The sequence below is a fragment of the Microbacterium sp. NPDC089696 genome, assembly GCF_044749125.1.
GTDB lineage: Bacteria > Actinomycetota > Actinomycetes > Actinomycetales > Microbacteriaceae > Microbacterium.
In genome coordinates this window covers 1,035,933-1,050,259 of the sequence record NZ_JBIVHF010000002.1, presented here as the reverse complement: position 1 = coordinate 1,050,259, position 14,327 = coordinate 1,035,933, and the positions used below count along the sequence as shown (strand labels likewise).

The window sequence follows — 14,327 nt, the reverse complement described above, 5'->3', positions numbered from 1 at the left end:
TGCTCTCCTTGGTCGGCGGGATGCCGGTCGGTGGGGATCGGGGGACTACTGACCGCCGAAGCCGCTGGTCGCGACTCCCTTGACGATCTGCTTCTGGAAGATGATGAACACGACGATCAGCGGCAGCGCCGCGAGCACGGCCTGGGCCATGACCTGCGCATACTGCACGCCGTATGCGCTGATCACCGTCTGGAGGCCGACCGGCAGCGTCATCAGGGTCGTGTCGTTGATGACGAGGAACGGCCAGAGGAAGTTGTTCCACGCGCCGATGAACACGAAGATCGCGACGGACGCCAGGATCGGACGCGACAGCGGCAGCACGATCGACCAGAAGATGCGGAACCGGCTGGCCCCGTCGACGCGGGCGGCGTCTTCGAGCTCGATCGGGATGGCGTCGAAGAACCGCTTCAGGATGAACACCATCGCGGGCGCGACGACCTGGGGGAGGATCAGCCCCCAGTGGGTGTCGATCATGTTGAAGGCGAGCATCTGGTAGAAGAGCGGGATGATCAGCACCTGCGGCGGCACGACGATCGAGGCGATGATCACGACGAACAGCCACTTGCGACCCGAGAAGTCCAGCCGTGAGAAGGCGTAGGCCGCGAGCGCCGAGATTGCGAGCGTGATGAGCGTGATCGCGACGGACGTCCAGAGGCTGTTGAGCGCCCAGATGTAGACGTTGCCCTGCGACAGGATCGCGGTGAACGCCTCGACGGTCGGTCCGGTGGCACCGATCCACGACGGGTCGCCGCTCGCGGCATCCGTCTCGGTCTTGAAGGCCGTGGCGACCGCCCAGAGGAACGGCAGGAGCCAGCCGACCGCGAGGATGATCAGGACGACGAGCGCGCTGATGCGCAGGATGCCGAACGGCTTCTGCCCCGGGAGGTGCGAGCGCCGAGCGCTGCGCGGCGTCGGGGTGACGATGGTCTCGGTGAGGGTGGCGGAGGACATCAGTGCTGCTCCTTCCGGCGGCGCGTGATGAGCGCCTGCGCGACGCCGATGATGACGATGAGAGCGAAGAACACGTAGGAGATGGCGGCGGAGTAGCCGAACCGGTAGCTGACGAATCCGGCCTCGTAGATGTACTGGACGATCGAGCGGGTGGTGTCGCTCGCGACGCCGCCGAGCATCTGGTACGCCTGGTCGAACAGCTTCAGCGACGCGAGGATCTGCAGGATCAGGATCAGCACGGTCGCCGGTCCCAGCTGCGGGAGCGTGATCGACCAGAACTGCCGCCAGGGTCCCGCGCCGTCGAGCGACGCCGCCTCGTACTGCTGCGACGGGATGTTCTGCATCGCGGCGAGGTAGAGCAGGAAGTTGAAGCCGACCGTCCACCAGACCGTCGCGATGACGATCGACAGCATGTTCGTGTCGGGGTTTTGCAGCCACGCGAGCGGCTCGAGGCCGAACGCCTTCAGGATGTTGTTGGCCGCGCCGATCTGCGGGTTGAAAATCCACACCCAGATCTGCGAGATCACGGTCGACGCCAGCAGGTACGGCATGAAGAACGACAGCCGCCACAACCATTGACCGGGGATGCCGCGGTCGACGAGCGCCGCCATGAGCAGGGCGATAACGACGAGGGGCACGGTCGAGAGCAGCGTGAACCACACCGTGTTGCCCATCGACTGCCACATCTTGGGGTCGGCGAGCGCTTCGGCGTAGTTCGCGAAGCCGACGAACGACCCCCCGGCGCCCGTGAGCGACTGGTCGGTGAAGCTGAGGATGATGCCGTGGACGATCGGCCACACCAGGAACAGCGCGAACGCGATGAGGAACGGGGCGAGGAACGCCCAGCTGATGAGCTGCTCGCGGTTGCGTGAGCCGGCGCGGCGGCCTCGCGACGTGGTCTTCGAGCCGGTGACGATGGTGCGCGTGGAATCTGTGGGAGCGGTCGTGGTGGTCATGATGCGAACGCCCCTTCCGGGTCGGCGGGGTTCGGCTGTCGGAGGAGTGCGTTCACGCGGGCCTCGAAGCGGTCGATCGCGGCTGCGGGGTCGTCGCCGGAGAGGAGGACGCTCTGCACCGCGGCACCGAACTCGCCCTGGAAATTCGAGCCCGAGCCGGTGAACCACGCGGTCGGGTCGTAGACGACGTGCTGCGCCGCCTCGGCGTAGTGCGCCTGCGGGACGAGCTCGTCGTACTCGGACGACTCGGTGACCGGGAGGTAGGCGGGGATGTGCCCGGCCTCGGCCCAGCCGAAGGAGCCCTTCAGCATGTCGGCGACGAACTGGTACGTCAGGTCTCGCTTCTCGGGATCGGCGTTCGTCTGGTGGGGGAGCACGAACGAGTGGGAGTCGGCGTACACGGCCGGAGTCCCGAACAGGGTCGGGATCATCGTCGCGTCGAACGGCAGCTCTGCCGCCTGCATGGTGCGCAGCTCCCAGACGCCGGTGAACAGCATCCCGCTCTTCCCGGTCGCGAACTCGGCGATCGCGCTGCCGTAGTCGGCCTGCGCCTGGGCGATCTCGCCGTCGAGGAGCGTGCTCATGAGCGTGAGCGACTCGATCGCGGCATCCTTGTCGATCACGGCCTTCCCGCCAGCCGGGAGCTCCATCTGGAGTCCGTGCTGCGAGTAGAAGGTGTAGAAGAGGCGCCACATCTGAGCGCCGTCGCCCAGGTATCCGAACGAGAGCGCGTGGCCCTCGGACTGACCGCCGATCGCACGGAGCTGATCGATGAACTCCTCGGGCGACGAGGTCTCCTGCAGACGCCCGTCGCTGTCGAGCACGCCGGCCGCGTCGCAGATGTCGGTGTTGAACATCGCGACGAACGGGTGCGCGTCGAGTGCGACGCTGAACATGTCGTCGCCCACGAACCCCTTCTCCCAGATGGGCGTCGGGAAGGTGGAGCTGTCGACGCCGAGGGCGGCGAGCCGGTCGAGGTCCCAGGGGTCGAGGAGCCCGCCGGGTGCCCAGCCGACCGTGCGGGTCGCGTGCATGATCGCGACGTCGGGAGCGCGGCCGCCGGCGCCCGCCATGGCGAGCTTCGTGTAGTACGGGGTTCCCCAGGCGAGCACGGTCGGACGGATGCGGTAGGCGCTCTGCGCACCGTTCGCGACGTCGAGCAGCTGCGACATGGTCACGCCGTCGCCGCCGGAGAGCAGATGCCAGAACTGGAGGGTCTTCGTGTTCGCGCCGGGAACGGTGCCGGGGGCGCATCCGGCGAGCAGGGCGGCACCTGCCATGACGGAGGCGGCAGTGAGGAACTGCCGCCGAGACAGATCGAGCGGGGGCGTCATCGTCACTCCTTCGTGACTGCGGGGGTGGTCGGCTACATCATTACATCGATGTAATGCGGACGGCAAGAGACGCTCAAATCCGGTTCCGGTCGCACTTCGCGTCGAGCAGCGGTATCCGGAGCGGCACGAAGTGCGACGGGAGCGGGCAGCGTGACAGCGCGAGCGGCACGAAGTGCGACGGGAGTGGTCAGCGTGACAGCGCGAGCGGCACGAAGTGCGACGGGAGCGGCAACGCGGCGCCGGCGCTAGGGGCGGTAGCCCGCGGGGGAACCCTGCGTGCTGTCGCGCTCCAGCAGATGGTGGGAGAGGGTGAGGCCGCGCGGCGGCGAGACGCGGTCGTCCATCCGGGACTCGAGCAGCGTGATCGCGGCATCCGCGAACGCCCGACGGTCGAACGCGATCGTCGTCAGCGAGGGTGACGTGTACCGCGAGAACTCGACGTCGTCGAAGCCGGTCACGATCACGTCGTCCGGCACACGGATGCCGTTGTCGTGCAGCGCGTGCAGAGCGCCGAGGGCCAGCGAGTCGGTGAGCGCGACGATCGCATCGAAGGCCACACCGCGACCCAGCAACGTGCGCACACCGTCGGCGCCGCCCGTCATCGACCACGGCATCGGGTTGATCTCGAGGGCGGGATCGCGCGGGATGCCGGCGTCGCGCAACGCGTCGTGCACCCCCTCGAGGCGCAGTCGGCTCGTGGCGGTCGCGACCGACGGGTCGTCGTCGGCCCCGATCACGGCCACCCGCGTCGCACCGCGCGCGAGCACATGACGAGTGGCGTCGGCGGCGGCGCGTCGACTGTCGATGCGCACGTGATCGGCCCTGTTCTGCTCGACCTCTCCGATCACGACCAGCGGCGGCAGGCGGTCGGCGTACTTGAGCACGCTGTCCTCGAGGCGGATCGGGTTCAGGATGAGGCCGTCGACGAGGTGGGCGCGAGCGCGCGAGACGAGCTCCTTCTCACGCTCCGGCGCCGTCGCCGTCTCCTCGATCTGCACCGCGAGGCCGCGCTCGTGCGCCGTCTCGACGATGCGGTGGACGAGCTCCGCGGAGAACGCGGTGGCGAGATCGGGCAGCGCCACGGCGATGATGCCCGAACGTCCCTTGCGGAGTCCGCGGGCGCTGAGGTTGGGCACGAAGTCGAGCTGCGACATCGCCGCCTCGACCTTGACACGAGTCTCCTCGCGCACCGAGACGGTTCCGGTGACGACGTTCGACACGGTCTTGATCGAGACGCCCGCGAGTGCCGCCACGTCCTTCATCGTCGCGCGAGGAGGCGGCGTCGCTGTCATCCGGTCAGCATAGTCGGAGGGCCGACGTGCATCGATGTACGCAGAACCCCGCTGGTTATCATGGCGCCATGACCACCGAACGCAACTGGGCAGGCAATCTCGCGTACCGCGCCGCACGCGTCGAGCATCCGGAATCCGTCGTGGAGCTGCAGGCGCTCTTCGCGCAGGGCGGGGCGGTGCGGATGCTGGGGTCGCGGCACTGCTTCAACGACATCGCCGACACCGACGGCCTGCTGATCGCGCTCGACCGGATGTCGGCGGTGTTCGAGATCACCGCCGATCGCGACGCCGTGCGCGTGGGCGGTGGTCAGCGCTACGGCGACATCGCCCCGCTGCTCGAGGCGGAGGGGCTCGCGCTCGCGAACCTCGCCTCGCTCCCGCACATCTCCGTCGCCGGTGCGGTCGCGACGGGCACTCACGGTTCGGGCGATGCGCTCGGGTCGCTTGCGACAGCCGTGCGAGCACTCACGATCGTGACGCCCTCGGGTGAGCTGCGCTCGCTGCAGCGCGGCGACGACGACTTCGCGGGCGCGGTCGTGAGCCTCGGCGCACTCGGCGCGGTGGTCGACGTCACCCTCGACGTCGAGCCGACGTACGAGGTCGCCCAGCACGTGTTCGAGCATCCGTCGTGGGACGCGATCCTCGCCGACTTCGACGACGTGACCGGCATCGGCACGAGCGTCAGCATCTTCTCGCGATGGGAGCGCACCGACGTCGCCGACCAGATCTGGGTCAAGCAGCGTCAGCCCGAGGCGCGGGAGCTGACCCGTGCCGACCTCTTCTCGCGTCTCGACGGCGAAGCGGCGACGACCAAGCGGCATCCCATCCTCGGGGCGGACCCGATCGCGTGCACCGAGCAGCTGGGGGAGGCCGGACCGTGGTCCGAGCGGCTCGCGCACTTCAAGCTCGAGTTCACGCCGTCGGCGGGCGCGGAGATCCAGAGCGAGTACCTCGTGCCGCGGGCGGATGCCGTCGCCGCGATCCAGGCGGTGCGCACCCTCGCCGGGCAGATCGCGCCGCTGCTGTTCGTCAACGAGATCCGCACGGTCGCAGCCGACGACCTGTGGCTGAGCCCGGCGTACGGCACGGATGCCGTCGGCATCCACTTCACCTGGAAGCCCGACGAGGCGGCTGTGCGTGCGTTCCTCCCGACGCTCGAGGCCGCGCTGCCGCAGACCGCCCGGCCGCACTGGGGCAAGGTCTTCACCCTCGACGGCGCCGAGACGCGCTCGAGGTGCGAGCGATGGGACGACTTCGCCGGACTGGTGAGCCGTTTCGATCCCGAGCGCCGCCTCGTGAATCCGTACCTGGAGCGCCTGGGCCTGTAGGCGGTCCGTTGCACCTTCGCGGTTGTTCTCGGTAACATTCTCCGAGGCTCGGCCGACGGAGGTGCGCATGGCCAACGTCGGCTCCGACAAGCCCAACATCCGTCAGGTCGCGACCATCGCGGGCGTCTCGCACATGACCGTGTCGCGGGTCCTCAACGATCACCCGAACATCAGGCCCGACACGAAGCGCCGCGTCCTCGAGGCGATCGAAGAGCTGGACTACCGGCCCAACCTCGTCGCCAGGGCCCTCGCCACCCAGCGGACCCGCCGCATCGGCGTCATCGTCGAGAGCGCGGTCGCGCACGGCCCCACCAGCATCCTGCGCGCTGTCGAGCTGTCGGCGAGGGCCGCCGGATACTCGGTGACGCCGATCGCCCTGCACGAGGGCGACGCGCTGTCGCCGCAGGAGGCGGTCGACAATCTCGTGACGCAGGGCGTCGATGCGCTGTGCGTGATCGCGCCGCGGTCATCGTCGGTCGCAGCGCTGCGGCGCATCGCTATCACGGTGCCGATGCTCGTGGTCAAGGCCGACGCTGACCCCACCTTCCTCACCGTCTCGATCGACCAGCATGCGGGCACGACCCTGGTCGTCGATCACCTCGTCGCGCTGGGACATCGCGACATCCTGCACCTCTCCGGACCGCTCGACTGGCTCGATGCACGGGCCCGTGAGCGCGCCTTCCACTCCCGGGCGAAGTCGTGGGGCATCCGCGAACGGCCGATCGTCGTCGGCGACTGGTCGGCCGACTTCGCCTACGACTTCGCGAAGGGCCTGACGAGACTGCCCGACTACACCGCGATCTTCGCCGCGAACGACGACATGGCCATCGGGCTGATCCACGGGCTGCACGACCGCGGCTTCGAGGTGCCGACGGATCTGAGCGTCGTGGGATTCGACGACATCCCCCTCGCGAAGCACTTCGTGCCTCCCCTCACGACCGTTCGCCAGGATTTCGGCGCGCTCGGGGTGTCGGTGGTCGAGATGCTGAGAGCCGCCATCGAGGGGCGCGACATCCCGTCCCTCACGAGGATCCCGACGGAGCTCGTCGCGCGAGCCTCGTCTGCGGCACCCCGGGAGGCACGATGACCCTCGACCGTGATGTCGAGCCGGTCGTGCGGCTCGAGGGCATCACGGTCGACTTCCCCGGTGTGCGTGCGCTCGACGCGGTCGACTTCCGGCTGTTCCCCGGCGAGGTGCACGCCGTGATGGGCGAGAACGCCGCCGGCAAGTCGACGCTGGTGGCCGTGATCACCGGCACGCTCGCGCCCGAGCAGGGCGACGTGATCGTCGACGGCGAGCCGCGCCGATTCGCCGGCGTGGCCGACAGTCGGGAGGCCGGCATCGCCACGGTGTTCCAGGAGGCGCAGCTGAGCCCCAATCTGAGCGTGGGCGAGAACGTCATGCTCGGCAGGGAGCGCCGTGGGCGCTTCGGCATCGACTGGCGGCGCACGCGGGCGGATGCCGCGGAGGCGCTGGCGTGGCTCGGTCTCGACGACCTCGACCCCAAGACGCCGCTGTCGCTGCTCACGCCCGCGCAGAAGCAGCTCGTGGCGCTGGCGCGCGCGGTGGTCGACGAGCCCCGCGTGCTGATCCTCGACGAGCCCACCTCGAGCCTCGATGCCGCCGAGGTCGCCACCCTGATGCGAGTGATCCGCGGTCTGCGCGGGCGTGGGGTCGCGATCCTCTTCATCTCGCACTTCCTCGAGCAGGCGTTCGCCATCAGCGACCGGATGACGGTGCTGCGCGGCGGGGTGCGCGTGGGGGAGTTCGCGACGCGCGACCTCGAACGAGCCGACCTGATCTCGAAGATGCTCGGCAAGGACATCGACAGCCTCCGGGCGCTGGGCTCGGAGCGCAAGGCGCACCATTACGCCTCGGACGGCGAGCCCGCGATGCAGGCCACGGGCGTCGGTCGGCGCGGCGAGCTCGAGCGCACGGACATCGAGGTGCAGCGCGGCGAGATAGTGGGTCTCGCGGGGCTGCGCGGATCCGGTCGCACCGAGCTCGCCTCGCTGCTGAGCGGGTCGGTGAGGGCCGACAGCGGTGAGCTCTGGGTCGACGGCGATCGGGTGAATCTGCGGAGCCCGTCGGTCGCGCTGCGGCATCGGATCGCGCTGTCGGCGGAGAATCGCGGGACGCAGGGCATCATCGATCAGCTGACGGCACGCGAGAACATCGTGCTGTCGCTGCAGGCGCTGCGCGGGTGGACGCGCCCGCTCTCGCACGCCGAGTCGGCGACGCTGGTGGAGACCTATGTCGAGGCTCTGCACCTCGACCCCGCCGACCTCGATCGGCCGGTGGGTCTGCTGTCGGGCGGAACGCAGCAGAAGGTGCTGCTCGCGCGCGCACTCGCGGTGCGGCCCCACGTGCTGATCCTCGACGAGCCGACCCGTGGCATCGACATCGCGGCGAAGGTCGAGGTTCAGCGCCGCATCAGCCAGCTGGCCGGCGATGGCGTGGCGGTGGTCTTCATCTCGTCGGAACTCGAAGAGGTGGTGCGGCTCAGCGACCGCATCGTCGTGCTGAAGGACCGCGAGAAGATCGGCGAGCTCAGCAACGGACCGGGAGTCACGGTCGACACCGTGGTCGAGATGATCGCCGCCGAGCTGGAATCCACCGCTGAACTGTGAGCGGTAACAACATCGTTATCCGATGACACTCGCGACTTCTGAATAAATTCTTGTGTTCCAGAAATTGTTCCCGGTAACATCGCCGCAGGACCCGACGACGGCGTCCCGCATTCACGACAGGACCCGCGGGTCCACCACCGCCGGACTAACCGCCGGCATCTCAAAGAGGAGAGAGAAATGTCCGCGAAGAAGCGCACCCGCATCGCGTTCGGACTGGCAGCAGTCGGCGCACTCACCATCGGCCTCGCGGCCTGCTCGACCGGCGACTCCGGCGCCGGAGGCGACGGCGGCGGCTCGGACGAGATCACGACCGTCGGCTTCGTCGCCGTCGGCCCCGAGGGCGCGTGGCGCGAGGCCAACGAGCAGAACATCCAGGACATCTTCACGGAGGAGGCCGGATACGACCTGAAGTACGCCCCCGCCACCAACCTCGACCAGAAGTCCCAGATCGACGCGTTCACGTCGTTCGTCGACGAGGGCGTCGACGTCATCCTGCTGTCGGCCACCGAGGCCTCCGGCTGGGAGGACTCGCTCAAGCGCGCGCAGGAGGCGGAGATCCCGGTCATCCTGCTCGACCGCGGCATCGAGCCCGACGACGACAGTCTCTACGTCACCCGCATCGCGCCCGACAACGTCGAGGTCGCCAAGGAGGTCGGCAGCTGGGCTGCGGCGACGTTCCCCGACGGCGGCAACTACGTCGTGCTCGAAGGGCCGGCCGGTGTCGGCGTGGTGAACGAGCGCAACACCGGATTCGACGAGGGCCTCGGAGACTCGTCGCTGAACAAGGTCGACGCGCAGACCGCGAACTGGTCGGCGGAAGAGGGCAAGAGCGTCTTCGAGACCATGCTCAAGGCGTCGAACAACGACATCCAGCTCGTCTTCGCGCAGAACGACGAGATGGGTCTCGGCGCCGCTCAGGCCGCCGAGGAGGCGGGGCTCGTCGTCGGCGAGGACGTCAAGATCGCCACGATCGACGGCACGAAGAACGCCATGCAGGCGCTCGCCGACGGTCAGCTCAGCTACGTGCACGAGTACAACCCGCTGTTCGGGGAGACCGCCCTCGAGGTCGTCGAGAAGGCGCTCGCCGGTGAGGACGTCGACTCGTACATCGTCGTCCCCAGCGAGGCGTTCGACTCGGCCGAGGCCGCTCAGGCCGTGCTCGCCGACCGCAAGTACTGACCGAGCAGAGAACCCGACGCCGGAGAGATCCGGCACCGAGCCCGGGTGGCGCAGCCGACTGCGCCGCCCGGGTTCTGCGGACGGAGAGACAGCGATGAACGACACACTGCCCATCGTCGAGATGCGCGGCATCTCGATCGAGTTCCCGGGGGTGAAGGCTCTCGACGGGGTCGACTTCCGGCTGCTCCCCGGCGAGGTCCATGCCCTCATGGGGGAGAACGGCGCAGGGAAGTCGACCCTGATCAAGGCTCTGACCGGCGTCTATCGGATCGACTCCGGGTCCATCGTGGTGGCGGGGCAGGAGCGCAGCTTCGCCGGTGCCGGCGATGCTCAGGATGCCGGCATCTCGACGGTCTACCAGGAGGTCAACCTCGCCCCCAACCTGTCGATCGGCGAGAACGTCATGCTCGGTCACGAGGTGCGCGGAGCCCTCGGGATCAACTGGGCAGCCACCCACCGGGCCGCCGGCGACGCCCTCGGTCGCCTCGGCCTGGCGCACCTCGACACCCGCAAGCCGTTGTCGACCCTATCGATCGCCCTGCAGCAGCTCGTCGCGATCAGCCGGGCGATGGCCATCCAGGCCAAGGTGCTCATCCTCGACGAGCCGACCTCGAGCCTCGACGCCGCCGAGGTCGAAGGCCTGTTCGCCGTCATCCGATCACTCCGCGATCAGGGCGTCGCCATCCTCTTCGTCTCGCACTTCCTCGACCAGGTCTACGCGATCAGCGACCGCCTCACGGTGCTGCGCAACGGCCGCTACGAGGGCGAGTACCTCACCCGCGACCTCGACCGCCACGGCCTCATCTCGAAGATGATCGGCAAGGACCTCGATGCGCTGAAGTCGCTCGGCGGCAACCGTCGCCGTGCGCCGCGCGAGGCAGACGAGACGCCGCTGCTGGCCGCGTCCGGCATCGCACGTCGTGGAGCCGTGGAGGCCACCGATCTCGACATCCGACCCGGCGAGGTCGTCGGCTTCGCGGGTCTGCTCGGATCGGGGCGCACCGAACTCGCTCGGCTGCTCTACGGCGCCGATCGCGCCGACGAGGGCACGATCGAGCTGCACGGCGGCCCGGTGGATCTGAGGTCGCCGGCCGATGCCCTGCCGCGTCGCATCGCCTTCTCGACCGAGAACCGCCGCGATGAGGGCATCGTCGGCGACCTCACGGTGCGCGAGAACATCATCCTCGCGGTGCAGGCCGAGCGCGGGTGGGCGCGTCCCATGAGCCGCAAGGAGCAGGATGCGATCGTCGACCGCTACATCGAGCAGTTCAACGTCCGTCCCGCCGACCCCGACCGCATGATCAAGAACCTGTCCGGCGGCAATCAGCAGAAAGTGCTGCTCGGACGCTGGCTCGCGACGCAGCCGGAGCTGCTGATCCTCGACGAGCCCACTCGTGGCATCGACGTCGGCGCCAAGGCCGAGATCCAGGAGGCGGTGGCCGAGCTCGCGGAAGACGGCGTCGCCGTGGTCTTCATCTCGTCAGAGCTCGAAGAGGTCGTGCGTCTCTCCGAGCGGATCGTCGTGCTGAAGGACCACCGCAAGATCGGTGAGATCCAGAACGGGCCCGACGTGACCGCGCAGGTGATCGTCGACGTGATCGCCGCGCACGGGGTGGATGCCGCGGCTGAGACTCTCGATGACACCGACGGCGCCGTGCCCGATAGCATCACCCCCACGACCGACAAGGAGGCAGCGCGATGACCGCGTCAGCCGACTCCGCCCTGTGGCGGACCCTCATCCACAAACCCTTCTTCTGGGGCATCGTCGCGATCCTCGCACTCCTCGCACTGAACGTGATCAAGGACCCGACCTACCTCGCGCTCTCGATCAACCCCAACAACGGCAATCTCGTGGGAAACCTGGTCGACATCTTGCGCCAGGCGGCCCCGATCATGATGATCGCGATCGGGATGTCCCTCGTGATCGCCACGGGTGGCATCGACCTCTCCGTCGGCTCGCTCATGGCCGTCGCCGGCGCGGTCTCGATGGAGTTCCTCAGCGCGGCGGACGACTCCCTCGGCGCGGCGCTCTCCGCCGTCGGTCTGGCGCTCGTGATCACCGGCATCCTCGGTGCCGTCAACGGCATACTCGTCGCCTACGTCGGCCTGCAGCCGTTCATCGCCACGCTGGTACTGATGCTCGCCGGACGCGGCATCGCCAAGGTGATCACGGGCGGGCAGAACACCACCGCCTCCAACGATGCGTTCCGCTGGATCGCGAACGGCTTCGTGATCGGCATCCCGGTGGTGTTCATCCTCGCTGTGCTGATCGTGATCGCCGTCGGATGGGTGGTGCGGCGCAGTGCGCTCGGGCTCATGATCGAGGCGATCGGCATCAATCCCCGCGCGAGCCGGATGGCGGGCATCAAACCGAAGGGTCTGCTGCTCACCGCGTACATCATGAGCGGCATCCTGGCGGGCATCGCCGGCGTCATGTCGGTCGGCAGCGTCATGACGGTGGACATCTCACGCACCGGATATCAGCTCGAGCTCGACGCGATCCTCGCGGTCGTCATCGGCGGCGCCTCGCTGGCCGGCGGCAAGTTCTCGCTCAGCGGCGCGTTCGTGGGTGCGCTGCTCATCGCGACGCTCGACAAGACCGTGCTGTACCTCGGCGTCTCGTCGTCGGCGACGCCGGCGTTCAAGGCCATCGTGATCGTCGTGCTCTGCCTGCTGCAGTCGCAGCGCGTGCGCAGCTGGTTCCGCACCCGCCGCAGGACCCGCCCCGTGGAACGAGACCAGACGAAGGAAGAGGTGGCCGCATGAGCGTCATGACCGCGGCCCCCGCGCTGCAGACGAGCGAGACCGTCGCCGACCGGATGCGCCGGATGATCTCAGCCAACCCCTCGGTGCTCCCGACGATCGCCTCGGTGATCATCTTCGTGGGAATGGTGATCTTCGGCGAAGTCGCCTACGGGCGCATCGTGCAGTTCAACACCCTGTCGAACCTGCTCATCAACAACGCGCACCTCATCGTGCTCGCCGTCGCCCTCACCTTCGTGATCCTCACCGGCGGCATCGACCTCTCGGTGGGGTCGATCATCGCGGTGTCATCGGTCGCCGGCGTGATGCTCTCGAACGCGGGCTGGAACGCCATCGCCGTGATCGTCGCGATGATCGGCATCGGCGTGCTCTTCGGCCTCGTCTCGGGAGTGCTGATCAGGTACTTCAACGTGCAGCCGTTCATCGCGACGCTCGCCATGATGTTCCTCGGACGCGGTCTCGCATCGCTGCTCAGCACGAAGCCAGAGCGTCTGGGCGAGGAGTCGCCCATCCGCTGGATCGGCGCGCAGCTGAAGATCATCGACGGCCCCAAGGTGAACGACCTCGTGATCACCCCGGCCGTGCTCATCGCCGTGCTCGTCGTCGTGGCGGCGTTCTTCGTGCTGCACCGCACCCGCACCGGTCGCACGGTGTACGCGATCGGCGGCTCCGAGAACTCGGCCCTGCTGATGGGGCTGCCCGTGCAGCGCACCAAGGTGCTGGTGTACGTGATCAGCGGAGCGCTCGCCGGTCTCGCCGCGGTGCTCTACACCGCCCGCCTCGGCACGGCGCAGAACATCACGGGCATCGGCTGGGAGCTCGACGCGATCGCAGCGGCCGTCATCGGCGGCACCGTGCTGACCGGGGCGTACGGCTACGTGCTCGGGTCGGTCGTGGGCGCTCTCGTGCTCGGACTGATGAACGTGCTGATCACCCGCGACGGCGGTATCCCTCCGGAGATGACGACGATCATCACCGGCGGGATCCTGCTCGTGTTCGTGCTGCTCCAGCGGGCCGTGACGAGGAAGCGGGAGTAGCAAGGCGGTGGGCCATCCGCACAAGGGGTGGAATCCTCGTCCGGTCGCGTCGAGACTGGTGTCCAGCGGACAGGGCACCGCGCTCGCCGCAGAAGGTGAGGAACGGACATGGGCCACAGAGTCGGGTACTTCATCGGCAGTCTGTCTTCGACGTCGATCAACCGCATCCTCGCGACGGCGCTGATCCGCCTGGCGCCGGACGATCTGGAGTTCTTCGAGATACAGATCCGTGATCTCCCGCTCTACAGTCAGGACTACGACGACGCCTATCCGCCCGAGGCGGTCGTGCTGAAGGAGGCGATCGACTCGGCGGATGCCGTGCTCTTCGTCACCCCGGAGTACAACCGGTCGATCCCCGGCGGTCTCAAGAACGCCATCGACTGGGCGTCGCGTCCGTGGGGTCAGAACTCGTTCGATCACATCCCCGCGGCCGTGATCGGCGCGTCCGTGGGCCAGATCGGCACAGCGGTCGCGCAGCAGAGCCTGCGCGGTGTGCTCAGCTTCTGCAACGCCCGGCAGATGACGGCGCCCGAGGCGTACATCCGCTTCACACCGGAGCACTATGAGAAGGACGGCACCGTCTCGGACCCCGGCACCGAGGCCTTCCTCCGGGCGTTCATGACCGAGTTCCACGATCACATCGAGCGGGTGCTGACGGTGCTGCCCCGCGAGACCGACGGCTGACTCGGGCGTTCTCTCTCACTCGGAGCCCGTTCCGGTACACCGATATATGACACGTTTGTATCGAGAAACGCCTCATGTGAGCGGCGTCGGGAAGCCGATCGCATCCTTGCGAGCGAGCTCGCGAGGAGGGCGTCGGAGGCGTGGGACGGACTCGATTGTGAGGTCGCAACCG

At 68.2% G+C, this 14,327-nt stretch carries 12 protein-coding genes; 8 read left to right on the top strand and 4 right to left on the bottom strand.

Going from position 1 to position 14,327, the window contains the following annotated elements:
- Positions 1-45: 45 nt before the first annotated feature.
- From ACIPY8_RS15415 to ACIPY8_RS15400, 4 genes are all read right to left on the bottom strand, one after another.
- Entirely contained in the window at positions 46-951 is a 906-nt protein-coding gene (locus ACIPY8_RS15415; RefSeq protein ID WP_400819918.1) for a carbohydrate ABC transporter permease, read from the bottom strand.
- Complete coding sequence (locus tag ACIPY8_RS15410) at positions 951-1,907, bottom strand: carbohydrate ABC transporter permease (RefSeq protein WP_400819916.1); 957 nt, start codon at positions 1,905-1,907, stop codon at positions 951-953. Before ACIPY8_RS15410 ends, ACIPY8_RS15415 begins: the two co-directional genes overlap by 1 nt.
- Positions 1,904-3,241 (bottom strand): extracellular solute-binding protein, encoded by a 1,338-nt coding sequence (locus ACIPY8_RS15405; RefSeq protein WP_400819913.1) that lies wholly within the window; start codon positions 3,239-3,241, stop codon positions 1,904-1,906. The genes ACIPY8_RS15410 and ACIPY8_RS15405 overlap by 4 nt, the downstream gene beginning before the upstream one ends.
- 245 nt (positions 3,242-3,486) lie before the next feature.
- A complete protein-coding gene (locus tag ACIPY8_RS15400; RefSeq protein ID WP_400819910.1) occupies positions 3,487-4,533 on the bottom strand; it encodes a LacI family DNA-binding transcriptional regulator in 1,047 nt (348 codons plus the stop codon).
- A gap of 68 nt (positions 4,534-4,601) precedes the next feature.
- On the opposite strand from ACIPY8_RS15400, the gene ACIPY8_RS15395 reads away from it, so the two are divergent.
- The 8 genes from ACIPY8_RS15395 to ACIPY8_RS15360 all read left to right on the top strand — a co-directional run bounded on the left by ACIPY8_RS15395 (position 4,602) and on the right by ACIPY8_RS15360 (position 14,155).
- A complete protein-coding gene (locus ACIPY8_RS15395; RefSeq protein ID WP_400819907.1) occupies positions 4,602-5,861 on the top strand; it encodes an FAD-binding protein in 1,260 nt (419 codons plus the stop codon).
- Positions 5,862-5,928: 67 nt separating this feature from the next.
- Positions 5,929-6,948, top strand: coding sequence for a LacI family DNA-binding transcriptional regulator (locus ACIPY8_RS15390; RefSeq protein ID WP_400819905.1), 1,020 nt, complete (start codon positions 5,929-5,931; stop codon positions 6,946-6,948).
- Complete coding sequence (locus ACIPY8_RS15385) at positions 6,945-8,492, top strand: sugar ABC transporter ATP-binding protein (protein WP_400819903.1); 1,548 nt, start codon at positions 6,945-6,947, stop codon at positions 8,490-8,492. The genes ACIPY8_RS15390 and ACIPY8_RS15385 overlap by 4 nt, the downstream gene beginning before the upstream one ends.
- A 177-nt stretch (positions 8,493-8,669) precedes the next feature.
- The gene (locus ACIPY8_RS15380) at positions 8,670-9,671 is read left to right on the top strand and encodes a substrate-binding domain-containing protein (RefSeq protein WP_400819901.1); all 1,002 of its coding nucleotides are present in this window, start codon (positions 8,670-8,672) and stop codon (positions 9,669-9,671) included.
- A 94-nt stretch (positions 9,672-9,765) separates the two neighbouring features.
- Positions 9,766-11,373 (top strand): sugar ABC transporter ATP-binding protein, encoded by a 1,608-nt coding sequence (locus ACIPY8_RS15375; protein WP_400819899.1) that lies wholly within the window; start codon positions 9,766-9,768, stop codon positions 11,371-11,373.
- Positions 11,370-12,437: an ABC transporter permease gene (locus tag ACIPY8_RS15370; protein ID WP_400819896.1), complete on the top strand. Its 1,068-nt coding sequence runs from the start codon at positions 11,370-11,372 to the stop codon at positions 12,435-12,437. Before ACIPY8_RS15375 ends, ACIPY8_RS15370 begins: the two co-directional genes overlap by 4 nt.
- Positions 12,434-13,471 (top strand): ABC transporter permease, encoded by a 1,038-nt coding sequence (locus ACIPY8_RS15365; protein ID WP_400819894.1) that lies wholly within the window; start codon positions 12,434-12,436, stop codon positions 13,469-13,471. The genes ACIPY8_RS15370 and ACIPY8_RS15365 overlap by 4 nt, the downstream gene beginning before the upstream one ends.
- A 108-nt stretch (positions 13,472-13,579) precedes the next feature.
- Entirely contained in the window at positions 13,580-14,155 is a 576-nt protein-coding gene (locus ACIPY8_RS15360) for an NADPH-dependent FMN reductase (RefSeq protein ID WP_400819892.1), read from the top strand.
- Positions 14,156-14,327: the final 172 nt, after the last annotated feature.

Excerpts from the sequence above, each read along its gene's own strand:
- ACIPY8_RS15400 (WP_400819910.1), bottom strand. The coding sequence starts at position 4,533 with ATGACAGCGACGCCGCCTCCTCGCGCGACGATGAAGGACGTGGCGGCA.
- ACIPY8_RS15405 (WP_400819913.1), bottom strand. The coding sequence starts at position 3,241 with ATGACGCCCCCGCTCGATCTGTCTCGGCGGCAGTTCCTCACTGCCGCC.
- ACIPY8_RS15410 (WP_400819916.1), bottom strand. The coding sequence starts at position 1,907 with ATGACCACCACGACCGCTCCCACAGATTCCACGCGCACCATCGTCACC.
- ACIPY8_RS15380 (WP_400819901.1), top strand. The coding sequence starts at position 8,670 with ATGTCCGCGAAGAAGCGCACCCGCATCGCGTTCGGACTGGCAGCAGTC.
- ACIPY8_RS15390 (WP_400819905.1), top strand. The coding sequence starts at position 5,929 with ATGGCCAACGTCGGCTCCGACAAGCCCAACATCCGTCAGGTCGCGACC.
- ACIPY8_RS15360 (WP_400819892.1), top strand. The coding sequence starts at position 13,580 with ATGGGCCACAGAGTCGGGTACTTCATCGGCAGTCTGTCTTCGACGTCG.
- ACIPY8_RS15375 (WP_400819899.1), top strand. The coding sequence starts at position 9,766 with ATGAACGACACACTGCCCATCGTCGAGATGCGCGGCATCTCGATCGAG.
- ACIPY8_RS15385 (WP_400819903.1), top strand. The coding sequence starts at position 6,945 with ATGACCCTCGACCGTGATGTCGAGCCGGTCGTGCGGCTCGAGGGCATC.
- ACIPY8_RS15370 (WP_400819896.1), top strand. The coding sequence starts at position 11,370 with ATGACCGCGTCAGCCGACTCCGCCCTGTGGCGGACCCTCATCCACAAA.
- ACIPY8_RS15395 (WP_400819907.1), top strand. The coding sequence starts at position 4,602 with ATGACCACCGAACGCAACTGGGCAGGCAATCTCGCGTACCGCGCCGCA.
- ACIPY8_RS15365 (WP_400819894.1), top strand. The coding sequence starts at position 12,434 with ATGAGCGTCATGACCGCGGCCCCCGCGCTGCAGACGAGCGAGACCGTC.
- ACIPY8_RS15415 (WP_400819918.1), bottom strand. The coding sequence starts at position 951 with ATGTCCTCCGCCACCCTCACCGAGACCATCGTCACCCCGACGCCGCGC.